The organism is Catenulispora rubra (assembly GCF_015356825.1).
Taxonomy (GTDB): domain Bacteria; phylum Actinomycetota; class Actinomycetes; order Streptomycetales; family Catenulisporaceae; genus Catenulispora; species Catenulispora rubra.
In genome coordinates, this window is record NZ_JAACYW010000027.1 from 1 (window position 1) to 14,616 (window position 14,616).

Genomic DNA, 14,616 nt, shown 5'->3' on the forward strand with positions numbered 1-14,616 from the left:
GGCCAGGGCGGCGGCGGTGGCCGCGGCGGCGACCGGCGTGGCGGCGGAAGCAGCGAGCCGCAGGGCGCGCTGGCCGACGCGCTGCGGCGGGCCGGGCTGGCGTAGCGTCGGCGCGACAAGCAGACTCGGCGCCCGCCGTGGACTTCGGTCTGCGGCGGGCGCTCTGCTACTGCTCTACCGTGCTACCGGGCCGTCACCCGTTGACGCTGCCCCAGAACTTGAACAGGTTGTACCCGTAGAAATAGCCGTTGGGCGGCGAATGCGGGGACAAGATGTCATGCGTCCACTGCGCGATGAAGTTCCGGTCCGGCCCGAGCGCGTACAGCAGCGCGAACACGATCAGGATCCCGTACGGCGCGATCTGCGCGCCGATCCGCCGCCAGTCCGCGCTCAGGAAGGGCTCGATGATCCCGTAGCCGTCCAGGCCGGGGATCGGCAGCAGGTTCAATATCGCGCTGGCGATCTGGATGTACGCCAGGAACGTCAGCGCCGACCACAGCGCGGCGTGGTCCGGGACGGTCGGCGTGAAGATAAAGGGCGGCCCCCACGTGCCCAGCACCACGAGCAGCACGATCGAGAACACCACGTTCACCGCCGGCCCGGCCGCCGAGACCAGCGAGTCCTTCCACTTCCCGCGCAGCCGGTGCGACTCGATCGCCACCGCGCCGCCGGGCAGCGGCAGGCCGCCGATCAGCAGGAAGAACAGCGGCAGCACGAACGTCAGGACCGGGTGCCCGTACGCGCGCGGGTCCAGGCGCAGGTACCCCTTGCGCGCCACGGTGTGGTCGCCGCCCCAGTACGCCGCGGCGGCGTGCATGAACTCGTGCAGGCACAGTGAGATCAGCCAGCCGCAGAGGACGAAGATGAACACCCCCGCGCGGTTGCTGCCGTATCCCTTGTACAGGGCGAAACCGCTGGCCGCGAAGCCGGCGAGGAGCGCCAGGAAGATCGGCGAGATGCCGCCGCCGCGCGCCGACTGCGACCAGTCGGGCCGGTATTCGCCGGGCTTGATCAGGCGCAGGTTCTTGCGGGCCATCGGGTCACTCACCTCGGGTTCGGCGGGGTCTTCGTCTCATCGCGGGCCGGTGTTCCTCGACGCGGGCATCGTCGCCGCGCCATCGTAGGTCTTCCAACCGACCAACGATGAAGCATCGCCGAACGATCCCCGCGTACTACCGACAATCCCAGCCCCTACAGCTGACTGACATCCGTCACCGTCACCACGGCGGTCCCGGCCTCGTCGCTGGCGGCCAGGTCCACCTCGGCGCTGATGCCCCAGTCGTGGTAACTCTCGGGATCGTCGAAGATCTGACGGACCAGCCAGAAGCCCGGCCGCCCCTCCGGATTCTCGTCGATCACCAGCAGCTTCGGCCCGCGCGCGTCCGGCCCGGTCCCGAGCTCGTCGTGGGTGTCGAAGTAGTCCTCGATCGCGTAGTACCACTTCTCCGAGTCCCAGCCGGCGGCCGCGTCCAGCTCGCCGAGGTCGTCGTACTTCCGCAGCGCGAACAGCTCGACGCGGTGGAACAGCTCGTTGCGCACCATGACGCGGAACGCGCGGGCGTTCGCGGTGACCGGCGGCGGGCGCTCGTCGAAGTTGTGCGGAGAGACAGCTGCGGTCTCTTCACCCGGGTTGACGAGCTCCTCCCACTCGTCGAGCAGCGAGGAGTCGACCTGGCGCACCATCTCGCCGAGCCATTCGATGAGGTCGTCGACCTCGTCGTTGCGCATCTCCTCGGGCATCGTGTGCTTCAGCGCCTTATAGGCGTCCGCGAGGTAGCGCAGAAGCAGTCCTTCAGAGCGCGGAAGCGTATAGAAGCTCACGTACTCCGCGAACGTCATAGCGCGCTCGAACATGTCCCGCGCCACGGACTTTGGAGCGACCTCATAGTCCGCGACCCAGGGAGAGCTGCGCTTGTAGACGTCATAAGCCGCCTGAAGCATCTCGTCCAGAGGTTTCGGATACGTGACCCTCTCCAGGAGCTCCATACGCTCCTCGTACTCGATCCCGTCCGCCTTCATCTCCGCGACCGCCTCGCCGCGCGCCTTGTTCTGCTGCGCGGACAGGACCTGCCGAGGGTTGTCCAGCGTCGACTCGATGACCGACAGCGCGTCCAGCGCATAGGTCGGCGACTCCGGCTCCAGCAACTCCAGCGTCGCCAGAGCGAACGGCGACAGCGGCTGGTTCAGTGCGAAGTCGAACTGCAGGTCCTTGGTCAGCCGCACGATCCGGCCCTGCTCGTCCACCTGGTCGAGCTGCTCGACGATGCCGGCGGCCAGCAGCGCGCGGTAGATGGCGATCGCCTTGCGGATCAGCTTCAGCTGCGACTTGCGGTCCTCGTGGTTGTCCTCCAGCAGGTGCCGCATCGCGTCGAAGGCGTCGCCGGGCCGGCTGATGACGTTCAGCAGCATCGCGTGGCTCACCTGGAAGCTGGACGTCAGCGGCTCCGGCTCGGCCGAGACCATCCGCTCGAAGCTGGGCTTGCCCCAGGAGACGAACCCGTCCGGCGCCTTCACCCGGACCACGCGCGACAGCTTCTTCTTGTCGCCGCCGGCCTTGGCCACGCGCTTGGAGTTCTCCACCTCGTGCTCGGGAGCCTGCGCCACCACGTACCCGGCGCTGTCGTAGCCGGCCCGGCCGGCGCGCCCGGCGATCTGGTGGAACTCGCGCGCCTTGAGCTGGCGGGTCCGCACGCCGTCGTACTTGGTCAGACCGGTGAACAGCACGGTCCGGATCGGCACGTTGATCCCGACGCCGAGGGTGTCCGTCCCGCAGATCACCTTCAACAGTCCGGCCTGCGCCAGCAGCTCCACCAGCCGGCGGTACTTCGGCAGCATGCCGGCGTGGTGCACGCCGATCCCGTGCCGGACCAGCCGGGACAGCGTCTTGCCGAAGCCCGCGGTGAACCGGAAGTTGCCGATCATGTCGGCGATCCTGGCCTTCTCCTCCTTGGTGCACACGTTGACGCTCATCAGCGCCTGCGCGCGCTCGATGGCCGCGGCCTGGGTGAAGTGCACGACGTAGATCGGCGCCTGGTTGGTCTGCAGAAGCTCTTCCAGAGTCTCGTGCAGAGGCGTCTCGGAGTACGAGTAGTACAGCGGCACGGGACGCTGCCCGGAGGAGACCACCGCCGTCGGGCGTCCGGTGCGCCGCGTCAGGTCCTTCTCGAAGCGCGTGACGTCACCGAGCGTCGCCGACATCAGCACGAACTGCGCCTTCGGCAGCTCCAGGATCGGCACCTGCCAGGCCCAGCCCCGGTCCGGCTCGGCGTAGAAGTGGAACTCGTCCATCACGACCTGGCCGATGTCGGCCTCGGTGCCCTCGCGCAGCGCGTGGTTGGCCAGCACCTCGGCGGTGCAGCAGATGATCGGCGCGTTCGGGTTCACACTGGCGTCGCCGGTCAGCATGCCGACCTTGTCGGCCCCGAAGATGGCGCACAGCGAGAAGAACTTCTCGCTCACCAGCGCCTTGATCGGCGCGGTGTAGAAGGTGCGCTGCCGGGGGTCGTCGCGGTAGCGGGCGAGCGCGGCGAAGTGCGCGCCGGCGGCGACCAGCGACTTGCCGGAGCCGGTGGGCGTGGACAGGATCAGGTTGGCCCCGGTGACCACCTCCAGCAGCGCCTCCTCCTGCGCCGGATAGAGGGTGATCCCCTGCTCGCCGGCCCACGCGCTGAAGGCGTCGAACAGGGCGTCGGGGTCGTCGGTGGCGGGCAGGCGATCGGTGAGGGTCATAGTGGCTTCAACAATATGCGGTCGCCGGGTGAGCCCGGGGCACCCACGGTGAGCTCCGCATCACGAAGAACGGTGTCGCCGCGGACCAGAACGATCTACGGCGGTGATCCTCAGGGCGCTATTCCGTCTCGAAAGCGGCACCGCCTAAGCTTCGTGTCATGACCATGCCCGATTCGCCCAGCGACCCGAACCAGGCGGCCGACCTTCAGGGGCAGGACGGTGTCGGGGAGCCGGACGGCTTCCGGCGGCTGTGGACGCCGCACCGCATGGCGTACATCAAGGGCGAGAACAAGCCGACCGGCCCGGCGGCCGGGGAGGACCCGTTCTGCCGCATCCCGTCGCTGAGCGACGAGGAGGGGCTGATCATCGCCCGCGGAGAGCTGGTCTACGCGGTGCTGAACCTGTACCCCTACAACGGCGGGCACCTGATGGTGGTCCCGTACCGGCACGTGGCGGACTACACGGACCTGACCCTCCCGGAGACCGCGGAGCTCGCGGACTTCACGAAGCGCGCGATGACCGCGGTGCGCGCGGCCTCCGGCGCGCAGGGCTTCAACATCGGTATGAACCAGGGCGACGTCGCGGGCGCGGGCATCGCCGCGCACCTGCACCAGCACGTGGTGCCGCGCTGGGGCGGGGACACGAACTTCATGCCGGTCGTCGGCCACACGAAGGTGCTGCCGCAGCTGCTGGGGGAAACCCGCAAGCTGTTGGCGGACGAGTGGCCCGTAGACTGAGGTCATGGACGAGGGCAGCTTCCCCAAGCCGGTTCTGATCTTCGACGGAGACTGTGGCTTCTGCACGCGCTCGGTCAACGTCCTCAAGCGCCTCCCGATCACAGCGGAGGTGACTCCATACCAGTTCGCAGACCTCGCGGCATACGGGACAACCCCGGAGCGGGCCAACCACGAAGTGTTGTTGGTGGACCCGACAGGCCGGATCCACGGAGGCGCGCAGGCTATTGCGCGCCTTTTGCTTACCGCCGGGGGGATTTACGCCGCGGCGGGCTGGGCCCTGCGCATGCCGCCGATCCGCTGGGTCGCGGCCGGCGTGTACCGCCTGATCGCGAACAACCGCCAGCGGATGCCCGGAGGCACGGCTGCGTGCGCGCTGCCGCCGACGCCGCGTGAGAGTGCGTCGGTCTGAGACGCCGCACCACAACCCTGAAGAGCCCCGCCGGGAAAGACCCGGCGGGGCTCTTTTGTGCTCACGTACTTGTACTCACGGACTGGTCCTCACGGAACTGTCCTTATGGAACCGTCCTCAGGGAACTGCCCGCGTGGAGTCGGAGGACAGAGTCCTCAGTCCTCCTGCTCGACCTCCGCCTTCACCTTCGTCGCCAGCTGCGGCGGCATCGGCTCGTGTCCCAGGTAGTTGCGGGTGAACGTGCCGGTCCCGTGCGACAGCGACCGCAGCTCGATCGCATAGCGCGCGATCTCCACCTCCGGGGCGTCGGCGCGGATCACGGTCCGGCCGTTGTCCCCGGGCTCGGAGCCCGACACCCGGCCGCGGCGCGAGGACAGGTCGCCCATGACCGCGCCCACGTACTCGTCGGCGACCTGGATCTCCAGGCTGTCGACCGGCTCCAGCAGCAGGATGCTGGTCTTGGCCGCGGCGTCCTTCAGGGCCAGCGCGCCGGCGGTCTGGAAGGCCATGTCGCTGGAGTCCACCGAGTGCGCCTTGCCGTCGTACAGCGTCACGCGCAGGTCGATCACCGGGTAGCCGGCCGCGACGCCGCGCTCCATCTGCGCCCGCACGCCCTTCTCCACCGACGGGATGAAGTTGCGGGGCACCGCGCCGCCGACCACCTTGTCCACGAACTCGAAGCCGCTGCCGGAGGGCAGCGGGGTGACCTCGATGTCGCAGATGGCGTACTGGCCGTGGCCGCCGGACTGCTTGACGTGCCGGCCGTGGCCCTTGGCCGCGCCGCCGAAGGTCTCGCGCAGCGAGATGCGGTGCGAGACGGTGTCCACGGCCACGCCGAACTTGTTCTTCAGCCGGTCCAGGACCAGGTCCATGTGGGCCTCGCCCATGCACCACAGCACCAGCTGCCGGGTCTCGGGGTTCATCTCCAGGCGCAGCGTGGCGTCCTCGGCGACCAGCCGGGACAGCGACTGCGACAGCTTGTCCTCGTCGCTCTTGGCGTGCGCGCGGATCGCGATCGGCAGCAGCGGGTCCGGCATCAGCCACTGCTCGATCAGCATCGGGTCGTCCTTGCCGGACAGCGTGTCGCCGCTCTCGGCGTGCAGCAGCTTGGCCACCGCGACGATGTCCCCGGCGATCCCGGCGTCGATCCCGCGCTGCACCTTGCCCAGCGGGCTGGACAGCGCGCCGACGCGCTCGTCGACGTCGTGGTCGGCGTGCCCGCGGGCCTCCTGGCCGTGCCCGGAGACGTGCACCGGGACGTCGGGGCGCAGCGTGCCGGAGAACACCCGCACCAGGCTGATCCGCCCGACGTAGGGGTCGGTCGAGGTCTTCACCACCTCGGCCACCAGCGGCCCCTCCGGGTCGCAGGCCAGCGGCCCCTTCGGCTTGCCCTCCGGCGTGGTCACCGGCGGCACCTCGTGCTCCAGCGGCGAGGGGAAGGCCTTCGCCATCAGCTCCAGCAGCTCGATCGCGCCCAGCGCCGGGGGCGCGGCGACCGTCCCGGAGACGATCGCCGAGTACGGGAGCACCGGGTAGAACGAGCCGCGGGCCACCGCCTTCTCCAGGTCGTCGATCAGCACGTCGACGTCCAGGTCCTCGCCGCCCAGGTAGCGGTCCATGAGGGTCTCGTCCTCGCTCTCGGCGATGATCCCCTCGATCAGGGCGTTGCGGGCGTTCTCCACGCCCTCGCGGTGCGCCTCCTCCGCGTCCCGCTCGGTGCGCTCGCCGTCGGAGTACTCGAAGATCCGCTGGGACAGCAGCCCGATGACGCCGCCGACGTGCTCCTCGTCGTCCAGCAGCGGCAGGTACAGCGGCTGCACGCCGTCGCCGAAGATGCGCTGGCAGATCAGCACCATCTCGTCGAAGTCGGCGCGCGCGGAGTCCAGCTTGGTGACCACCACGGCGCGCGGCATCCCGACCGCCGCGCACTCCTCCCACAGCAGGCGCGTGGAGCCGTCGACTCCGTCGGCGGCCGACACGACGAACAGCGCGGCGTCCGCGGCCCGCAGCCCGGCGCGCAGGTCGCCGACGAAGTCGGCGTAGCCCGGGGCGTCCAGCAGGTTGATCTTGATCCCCTCGAACTCCACCGGGGCCAGCGCCAGCGCGACCGAGCGCTGCTGGCGCTGCTCGACCTCGTCGAAGTCGGTGACGGTGGTGCCCTCCTCGACCCGGCCGGGACGGTTCACCGCGCCGGTCGCGGCCAACAGCGACTCGGCGAGCGTGGTCTTGCCGGCCCCGGTGTGGCCGACCAGGACCACGTTCCGGATCCGCGCGGGCCGGGAGGGCGTCGTCACCCTGCCGGCGGCCCCGGCGTGGCCGCCCTGTCCGCCTGATTTGTCCGCCATCGAGCGTGCTCCTTTTCCTGTGTCAGGGCGGCTCTTCTCTGAGCCGGAGCCGATCTTGTCATGACACTGGGGTAGCGGTTGTACCAGCTGTACATACTTCGTTACCCGGCTGTTCCTTGCAGCCAACTCCTATATGCGACATGCCACAAGGGGGCGGGGCCCGAGCGGTTCACGGGCTGTTCACGGGTCGCACCGGTTGGTCACGGGATCCGGCGCAGGGGAGTCGAGGTGATCTCCTCGGAGACCACGGTCTCGGCCCGGTCCGGGTTGCCCTCGGCGACCGCGGCGACCAGGGCGGCGTGCGCGGCGTGCCCGAGGTTCTCGTCGGCCCGGCCGCTGCGCCGGACCAGGTCGGTCAGCGCCTCGCGCAGGGTCGGGACGAACTGCTCGAACAGGGCCGTGAGCACCGGGTTCCCGGCGGCCGCCACCACGGCCGTGTGCAGGGCGACGTCGGCCTCGATGAACTCCTCGTCGGAGCGGCGCGCGGCCCGGGTCCGGCGCTCCAGCGCGGCCTCCAGCGCGGCGGCGTCGGCCGGGGTGCGGCGCTCGGCGGCCAGCCGCGCGGCGCGGGTCTCGATCATCATCCGGACCTCGTAGAGATCGGCCAGCGAGGCTTTGCGCAGGTGGTCGGCCAGATCCGTCCGGGACTCGGTGGCCAGCACGAACACCCCGGCACCCTGCCGCGGCTGGAGCAGCCCCTCGCCGGCCAGCGCGCGGATCGCCTCGCGGACCGTGGAGCGGCCGACGCCGAGGGAGCCGGCCAGCGTGGTCTCGCCGGGGAGCTTGGTGCCGACCGGCCAGGACCCGCCGGTGATCTGCTCGCGCAGCTGCGCGGCGGCCTGCTCGACGAGCGGGGTGGGCTGGATCGATCGGAGGGTCACGGGGCCACCACCGGGTCGCGGCGACCGTGGTCACCGCGGGCGGCAGCGTGATCCCGGTGTCGGGGTCCGGGAACGGGCCAATGTCCGCGCTGACCGTGGCGCTGGGCAAGGCCGGGATACGGTTCGACATCCTCGACTACTCCGAACACGCGGTCTCCGAGGGCGCCGTCGCGGTGGCGGCCTGCTACCTCCGCTCGCGGGTCGACGGCCGCGAGGTCTGGGGCGTCGGCATGGACACCTCGGTGCTCACCGCGATGGTGCGGGCCGCTGTCTCAGCGCTCAACCAGGGGCTGGATCGGGGTGGTGAGAGGGTGCCCGACCTGGCCTGATGATCCGTTCGGAGGCGCCGGGTTCGCAGGGGGAAACCCGGCCACCGCGGGTCGGCGGGAGCGGCCGGACCCCTATGATGGCCTCGCGGTCGGCTGGCCGCGGTACAGACGCCCCACCGATCCCCACGTACCCGATTTTTGGACGGTCATGCTCAACCGTTACGCGCGTGCCTTCTTCACCGCCGTCTTCACCCCGACTGCCAAGTTCTTCCTGAAGATGAAGATCAGTCCGGACGCGGTGACGCTGGTCGGCACGCTCGGCGTGATCGCCGGTGCGCTGTGTTTCTACCCGCGGGGGTCGTTCTTCGTCGGGACGGTGGTCATCACCGCGTTCGTGTTCTCCGACCTGGTCGACGGCACCATGGCGCGCATCCTGGAGCGCACCGACAAGTTCGGGGCGTTCTGGGACTCCACGCTGGACCGGCTCGGGGACGCCGCGATCTTCGGCGGGCTGGCGTACTGGTTCGCCCGCGGCGGGAACCAGCCGGTGATGTTCGGGCTCTGTCTCACGATCATGGCGCTGGGCGCCGTGGTGTCCTACGCGCGGGCCCGAGCCGAGGGGCTCGGGGTGAACGCCAACGTCGGCTACGTCGAGCGCAGCGAGCGGCTGGTCGGGTCGCTGGTGGCGACCGGGCTGTCGGGGCTGGGCGTGCCGTACATCCAGGCCGTCACGCTGTGGGCCATCGCCGTCGGGTCGTTGGTCACGCTGGTTCAGCGGGTGCTGCTGGTTCGCAAGGTACTGCTCAAGGGGGAGGCGGTCGCGTGAGCGCGGGGAACGCGGGGGGCGTCAAGGAACGGGTCGTCAGCTGGGGCTACGGCGCGGCGTGGACGATAGTGAAAGTGCTGCCGGAGCGCACCGCGTACCGGCTGTTCGACGTCATCGCCGACCGGCTGTGGTCCCGGCGCGGCAGCCAGGTGCGGCAGCTGGAGAAGAACCTGCTGCGCGTGCTCGGCAAGGACACGCCGGAGGCGCAGCTGCGCGCGGTGTCGCGCCGGGCGATGCGCTCGGCGCTGCGGCAGTACTGCGAGCAGTTCCGCATTCCGACGTGGAGCCGGGCGCGGATCATGGACGGCGTCGACTTCCCGCCCGAGGACATAGGGCGTTTGAAGGAGGCCCTGGCCTCCGGGCGCGGCGTGATCATGGCGCTGGGGCACACCGGCAACTACGACCACGCCGGGGTCTGGCTGGTGAACTTCATGGGCGAGGGCTTCACCACCGTCGCCGAGCACCTGAAGCCGGAGTCGGTGGCGGAGAAGTTCCTGGACTACCGGCGCGGCCTGGGCATGGAGGTGCTGCCGCACGACGGCGGGCCGTCGGTGTTCGGGACGCTGGCCCGGCGGCTGCGCGCGGGCAAGGCGGTGGCGCTGGTCGCCGACCGGGACCTGAGCGCCAACGGGGCGCAGGTGACGATGTTCGGCGAGGCCACGCGGATCGCGGCGGGGCCGGCGGCGCTCGCGGTGCAGACCGGGGCGGTGCTGCTGCCGGTGCAGCTCTGGTACCCGTCGTATGGACGGATGAGCATAAGGGTGCGCCCGGAGATCCCGGTTCCGGAGGACGGGAAGCGGCCGGAGAAGGTGGCCGTCATGTGCCAGCAGCTCGCGGACAACTACGCCGAGGGGATCGCGGCGCATCCGACGGACTGGCACATGATGCAGAAGTTCTTCCTCGCGGATCTGGACCCGGCCAAGGCGCCGAAGCCGAAGCCTGAGCCTGAGCCGGCCGAGTCGTTGCCTGCTGAGTTCTCTGAATCGACCTCTGATTCGACCCCTGAACCGCCCTCGGAACCGTCCGCTGAATCCTCTGCATCCTCCTCCGAGGAGGCGTCGTGAAGATCGGCGTGGTCTGCCCCTACGCGTGGGACATCCCCGGCGGCGTGCAGAACCACGTCCGGGACCTGGCCGTGCACCTGATCCGGCTGGGCCACGAGGTGTCGGTGCTGGCCCCGGCCGACGACGAGGCCTCGCTGCCGGCGTACGTCACGCACGCCGGGCGGGCCGTGCCGGTGCCGTACAACGGCTCGGTGGCGCGCGTGAACTTCGGCTTCCTGTCCGCCGCGCGGGTGCGGCGCTGGCTGCACGACGGGGCGTTCGACGTGCTGCACGTGCACGAGCCGTCCTCGCCGAGCCTGTCGATGCTGGCGTGCTGGGCCGGCTCCGGCCCGATCGTCGCCACCTTCCACACGGCCAACCCGCGCTCGCGCGCCATGACGGTCGCGTACCCGATCCTGCAGCCGACGCTGGAGAAGATCAGCGCCCGCATCGCCGTGTCCGAATACGCGCGCCGCACCCTGGTGGAGCACCTGGGCGGCGACGCGGTGGTGATCCCGAACGGCGTGGACGTCGGCTTCTACGAGCGCGCCGAGCCCAAGGCGGAGTGGCAGACGCAGCCCGGCCAGGGCGGCACACTGGCGTTCATCGGCCGCATCAACGAATCCCGCAAGGGCCTGGCGACACTGCTGGAGGCGTTCCCCGAGATCGCCGCGGCCCGCCCCGGAGCCCGCCTCCTGGTCCTCGGCGGCGGCGACATCGACGAGGTCTCGGCCTTCCTGCCGGACGCGGTCCGCGGCCAGGTGGAGTTCCTGGGCCGCCTCTCCGACGAGGATAAGGCCCGGCTGCTGTCGAGCGTGGACGTGTACGTAGCCCCCAACCTCGGCGGCGAGAGCTTCGGCATCATCCTGGTCGAGGCGATGTCCGCCGGAGCCCCGGTCCTGGCCAGCGACCTGGACGCCTTCGGCCTGGTGCTCCAGGGCGGCGCGCTGGGCCGGCTGTTCCCGACCGGCGACGCGCACGCCCTGGCGAAGGACGCGATCGAACTCCTCGACGACGCCACCGAGCGCGCCCGCCTGTCCGAGGCCGCGGCCCTCGCGGTGCGGCGGTACGACTGGTCGGTGGTGGCCGCGGACCTGCTGGCGGTGTACGAGATGGTGACGACGGACGCGGCTTCGCTGGCGCGCGCCGCCGAGGCGGAGGCGGCGGTCGAGGCTTTGGGCGCGCGCGAGGTGCTGGAGCCCTGAGGCGGGTCCGTCAGTCCTCGAAATCCTCGGTGCTGCCGGTCCGCCCGCCGAGCAGCCACGGGATCCGCATCTCCGCGGCCGCCGCGAGGTAGATCTCGATCAGCTCGGCGCGCTCGGGGTCGTCCTCGGGCAGCTGGGATGCCAACGTGGCCTGCGCTGCGGCGATGTACGGCCGGGCGGCCAGGGCGGCGCGCAGGTTCAGCGATCGTCGCAGCATCCGGATCCGCTCGGCGGGCTCCTCGCGGGCCGCCAGGTGGCGGATCGCGATGGACTCCAGGGCCGCGTCGCCGTGCTTCACGCTGAACTCGAGCGCGGTCTCGAAGTGCGGGGCGGCCGCGGCCGCGTCGCCGTCGATGTTGTCGAGCAGGCAGCCCCAGTGGAACTCCGTCCAGGCGCGCGTGGAGTCGTCGCCGTCGCGGAGGGCGTCGCGGTAGCCGGCCTCGGTGGCGGCGCGGTCGTCGGGGCGGGGGTCGCGGTTGAAGAGCAGGCGGCTGTAGGCCAGGCGGGCGCGCAGGAGGTGGGCCGTCGGCGTGTCCTGGTCGAGGGCGGCGACCGCCTGTTCGGCCTCGTCCTGGCCGGTCCACTGGAACATCCAGCGCTCGAAGGCGATCTCGGCCCTCAGCTCGGGTTCGGTGTCCGGGGCCAGCACCGCGAGCGCGGCGTCCCAGTCCCCGAGCAGCTGGAGGCGGCGGGCTATGTAGGCGGTGTCAGTTATCATGGCGCCTACAGTAGGAATTGATGATGTAGGCGGTCAAGTGCAATACGGTGACTACATAGGGAACGTGACCCGGCTGGCCGTCGAGCTGGCCAACACCGGCACCCTGGACCAGGACGGCGAACTGGTCGCGGCCTTCTTCGACCAACACGAGGTCACGCCGCCGGCCGACGGCGCCTACGGCGGCCTGCCGGCGCTGGTGTCCACGGCGCTGGCCCAACTCGTCGACGGCGCCGTCCCCGACGCGGTCCACCGGCTGCTGCGCGACTACCCGCCGGAGATGCACCTCTCCGACCACGACGGCCTCGGCGGCTGGCACATCCACTTCAGCCGCAACGGCGCCCCCGCCGAACGCTGGCTCGGCCAGCTCGTCGCCGCCAAGCTGGCCCTGGTCGCGGCCGGGGACCCGGCGGTCACCCTCGGACGCTGCGCCGCCGCCGGCTGCGGGAACTACTTCGTGGACCAGTCGCGCAACCGCACGCGGCGCTTCTGCGGCAACGCCTGCGCGAGCCGCACGACGGTGGCCGCCTACCGGGCGCGGGCCGGGGCCGCGCAGGATTGAGCGGGGGAGAGTCCCCACCCACCACGGGGGCACACCACCTCAAAAGCGGTGTGCACTGAAGCTTCGACCAGCCTCGAACCCACCCCGGGCGTGTCGCAAGGCATCGCGTCTCAAGTTGCTGCGAACGGGTGCGTCGGAGTCATCCCGCAGCCTCCGAAGGCCCCGCCCGCCGCCGCAGCAGCAGCCGCGCCCACCTCAAACGCTCCGCGCCCACTAGGCTGACCCACCGTGTCCGTCCTCGTCTACGCCGCAGCGGTGGTCCTGCTCATCGGCGTCTACCTCAGCTGGACCGCCAACCGGCTGGACCGCCTGCACACCCGCCGCGACGCCGCCTGGGCCGCGCTCGACGCGCAGCTCGTCCGGCGCGCCTCGGTGTCCCTGGACCTCGCGGCCTCGCGGCTGCTCGATCCGGCCGCCTCTATCCTGCTCGACGACGCCGCGCACACCGCGCGGGACGCCGCCGCCGACTCCCGCGACCTCGCCGAGACCAACCTGACACGGGTGCTGCGCGACGTCTTCGAAGACCCCAAGGAAAGCCTCGCGCTCAAGGAGCGGCCCGGCGGGGGCGCGCTGCTGCTCGAGCTCGACTCCTCCTGCCGGCGCGTGCAGCTGGCGCGGCACTTCTACAACGACGCCGTCCGCGTCACGTGGGTGCTCCGGCGGCAGCGGCTGGTGCGGTGGTTCCGGCTGGCCGGGCACGCGCCGTTCCCGGACACCTTCGAGATGGACGACGAGGAACCCGTCGGTTTGCGCGGGATGGCCTCCACCTAGCGGTAAGGTGTAAGGGGCGCGTTGTGTGTAAGGGGCGTCACGGACCTGCGGTGATGACGTTCCCCGTCCGACACAAGCCGCCTCACCGTCCACTCCCGCATCCTGACCTGGCCACATTGTCAGGTGGATCACACTTGCGCGCCCTCTAGGATGGTGCATCGGGAGCAGTCCGCTCATCATCCGATAATCCTTCCCTTGTGAGGTCATCCGTGTCCGTGAACGAGAACACCGCGCAGGCTCCGGAGATCGGTACCGCCCGCGTCAAGCGCGGCATGGCCGAGATGCTCAAGGGCGGCGTGATCATGGACGTCGTCAACGCCGAGCAGGCCAAGGTCGCCGAGGACGCCGGCGCGGTCGCGGTCATGGCGCTGGAGCGGGTGCCCGCCGACATCCGCAAGGACGGCGGCGTGGCCCGGATGAGCGACCCCGACATGATCGACGGCATCATCGAGGCCGTCTCGATCCCGGTCATGGCCAAGGCCCGGATCGGCCACTTCGTCGAGGCCCAGGTGCTGCAGGCGCTCGGCGTGGACTACATCGACGAGTCCGAGGTGCTCACCCCCGCCGACGAGACCCACCACATCGACAAGTGGGCGTTCACCGTCCCCTTCGTCTGCGGCGCCACCAACCTCGGCGAGGCCCTGCGCCGGATCGCCGAGGGCGCGGCGATGATCCGCTCCAAGGGCGAGGCCGGCACCGGCAACGTCGTGGAGGCCACCCGGCACATGCGCCAGCTGCGCGCCGACATCCGCAAGCTGACCACGCTGGACGAGTCCGAGCTGTTCCTCGCCGCCAAGAACCACCAGGCCCCGTACGAGCTGGTCAAGGAGGTCGCGCGCACCAGCAAGCTGCCGGTCGTGCTGTTCACCGCCGGCGGTCTGGCCACGCCGGCCGACGCCGCGATGATGATGCAGCTCGGCGCCGAGGGCGTGTTCGTCGGCTCCGGCATCTTCAAGTCCGGCGACGCCCCCAAGCGCGCCAAGGCGATCGTCGAGGCCACCACGCACTACGACGACGCGGACCTGATCGCCAAGGTCTCCCGCAACCTCGGCGAGGCGATGGTCGGCATCAACATCGACACGCTGCCGGACGAGCAGCGCTACGCCTCCCGCGGCTGGTAACCC

The 14,616-nt window shown here is 70.6% G+C and carries 14 protein-coding genes; 9 read left to right on the top strand and 5 right to left on the bottom strand.

What is annotated here, in order from left to right; translation table 11 throughout:
• Nucleotides 1-193: 193 nt before the first annotated feature.
• Together GWK61_RS10520 and GWK61_RS10525 are read right to left on the bottom strand one after the other, a co-directional pair.
• On the bottom strand, nucleotides 194-1,036 hold the full coding sequence (locus tag GWK61_RS10520) for a site-2 protease family protein (protein ID WP_194907809.1): 843 nt from the start codon (nucleotides 1,034-1,036) through the stop codon (nucleotides 194-196).
• 155 nt (nucleotides 1,037-1,191) lie between these two features.
• Nucleotides 1,192-3,729, bottom strand: a complete 2,538-nt coding sequence (locus GWK61_RS10525) for a DEAD/DEAH box helicase (protein ID WP_194907811.1) — start codon at nucleotides 3,727-3,729, stop codon at nucleotides 1,192-1,194.
• Nucleotides 3,730-3,887: 158 nt separating this feature from the next.
• Between GWK61_RS10525 and GWK61_RS10530 the strand changes: the two genes are divergently transcribed.
• Together GWK61_RS10530 and GWK61_RS10535 are read left to right on the top strand one after the other, a co-directional pair.
• Entirely contained in the window at nucleotides 3,888-4,466 is a 579-nt protein-coding gene (locus GWK61_RS10530) for an HIT family protein (protein WP_323747490.1), read from the top strand.
• Nucleotides 4,467-4,470: 4 nt separating this feature from the next.
• Nucleotides 4,471-4,875 (top strand): thiol-disulfide oxidoreductase DCC family protein, encoded by a 405-nt coding sequence (locus GWK61_RS10535; RefSeq protein WP_194907813.1) that lies wholly within the window; start codon nucleotides 4,471-4,473, stop codon nucleotides 4,873-4,875.
• Nucleotides 4,876-5,030: 155 nt separating this feature from the next.
• On the opposite strand, the gene GWK61_RS10540 is transcribed toward GWK61_RS10535, so the two are convergent.
• Nucleotides 5,031-7,220 (bottom strand): elongation factor G-like protein EF-G2, encoded by a 2,190-nt coding sequence (locus GWK61_RS10540; RefSeq protein ID WP_194907815.1) that lies wholly within the window; start codon nucleotides 7,218-7,220, stop codon nucleotides 5,031-5,033.
• A gap of 200 nt (nucleotides 7,221-7,420) precedes the next feature.
• Nucleotides 7,421-8,101, bottom strand: a complete 681-nt coding sequence (locus GWK61_RS59410; RefSeq protein WP_194907817.1) for a FadR/GntR family transcriptional regulator — start codon at nucleotides 8,099-8,101, stop codon at nucleotides 7,421-7,423.
• On the opposite strand from GWK61_RS59410, the gene GWK61_RS10550 reads away from it, so the two are divergent.
• The 4 genes from GWK61_RS10550 (at nucleotide 8,089) to GWK61_RS59415 (ending at nucleotide 11,444) form a co-directional block, all read left to right on the top strand.
• Nucleotides 8,089-8,430, top strand: a complete 342-nt coding sequence (locus GWK61_RS10550) for an alpha-isopropylmalate synthase regulatory domain-containing protein (protein ID WP_194907968.1) — start codon at nucleotides 8,089-8,091, stop codon at nucleotides 8,428-8,430. The genes GWK61_RS59410 and GWK61_RS10550 overlap by 13 nt on opposite strands.
• A gap of 148 nt (nucleotides 8,431-8,578) precedes the next feature.
• Entirely contained in the window at nucleotides 8,579-9,196 is a 618-nt protein-coding gene (gene pgsA, locus GWK61_RS10555) for a phosphatidylinositol phosphate synthase (protein WP_194907819.1), read from the top strand.
• Entirely contained in the window at nucleotides 9,193-10,260 is a 1,068-nt protein-coding gene (locus GWK61_RS10560) for a phosphatidylinositol mannoside acyltransferase (RefSeq protein ID WP_194907822.1), read from the top strand. Before pgsA ends, GWK61_RS10560 begins: the two co-directional genes overlap by 4 nt.
• Complete coding sequence (locus tag GWK61_RS59415) at nucleotides 10,257-11,444, top strand: glycosyltransferase family 4 protein (RefSeq protein ID WP_194907824.1); 1,188 nt, start codon at nucleotides 10,257-10,259, stop codon at nucleotides 11,442-11,444. Before GWK61_RS10560 ends, GWK61_RS59415 begins: the two co-directional genes overlap by 4 nt.
• Before the next feature lie 10 nt (nucleotides 11,445-11,454).
• On the opposite strand, the gene GWK61_RS10570 is transcribed toward GWK61_RS59415, so the two are convergent.
• A complete protein-coding gene (locus GWK61_RS10570) occupies nucleotides 11,455-12,162 on the bottom strand; it encodes a hypothetical protein (protein ID WP_194907826.1) in 708 nt (235 codons plus the stop codon).
• A 37-nt stretch (nucleotides 12,163-12,199) separates the two neighbouring features.
• Between GWK61_RS10570 and GWK61_RS59420 the strand changes: the two genes are divergently transcribed.
• From GWK61_RS59420 to pdxS, 3 genes are all read left to right on the top strand, one after another.
• Nucleotides 12,200-12,721 (top strand): CGNR zinc finger domain-containing protein, encoded by a 522-nt coding sequence (locus tag GWK61_RS59420; RefSeq protein WP_194907828.1) that lies wholly within the window; start codon nucleotides 12,200-12,202, stop codon nucleotides 12,719-12,721.
• 228 nt (nucleotides 12,722-12,949) lie between these two features.
• The gene (locus GWK61_RS10580) at nucleotides 12,950-13,492 is read left to right on the top strand and encodes a LemA family protein (protein ID WP_194907830.1); all 543 of its coding nucleotides are present in this window, start codon (nucleotides 12,950-12,952) and stop codon (nucleotides 13,490-13,492) included.
• Nucleotides 13,493-13,701: 209 nt separating this feature from the next.
• The gene (gene pdxS / locus GWK61_RS10585) at nucleotides 13,702-14,613 is read left to right on the top strand and encodes a pyridoxal 5'-phosphate synthase lyase subunit PdxS (RefSeq protein ID WP_194907839.1); all 912 of its coding nucleotides are present in this window, start codon (nucleotides 13,702-13,704) and stop codon (nucleotides 14,611-14,613) included.
• The last annotated feature ends 3 nt before the right edge of the window (nucleotides 14,614-14,616 follow it).

What these genes read in the sequence shown, in the direction of transcription:
- GWK61_RS10530 (WP_323747490.1), top strand. Translation starts at nt 3,888, where the DNA reads ATGACCATGCCCGATTCGCCCAGCGACCCGAACCAGGCGGCCGACCTT.
- GWK61_RS10535 (WP_194907813.1), top strand. Translation starts at nt 4,471, where the DNA reads ATGGACGAGGGCAGCTTCCCCAAGCCGGTTCTGATCTTCGACGGAGAC.
- GWK61_RS10570 (WP_194907826.1), bottom strand. Translation starts at nt 12,162, where the DNA reads ATGATAACTGACACCGCCTACATAGCCCGCCGCCTCCAGCTGCTCGGG.
- GWK61_RS10540 (WP_194907815.1), bottom strand. Translation starts at nt 7,220, where the DNA reads ATGGCGGACAAATCAGGCGGACAGGGCGGCCACGCCGGGGCCGCCGGC.
- GWK61_RS10525 (WP_194907811.1), bottom strand. Translation starts at nt 3,729, where the DNA reads ATGACCCTCACCGATCGCCTGCCCGCCACCGACGACCCCGACGCCCTG.
- GWK61_RS10520 (WP_194907809.1), bottom strand. Translation starts at nt 1,036, where the DNA reads ATGGCCCGCAAGAACCTGCGCCTGATCAAGCCCGGCGAATACCGGCCC.
- pgsA (WP_194907819.1), top strand. Translation starts at nt 8,579, where the DNA reads ATGCTCAACCGTTACGCGCGTGCCTTCTTCACCGCCGTCTTCACCCCG.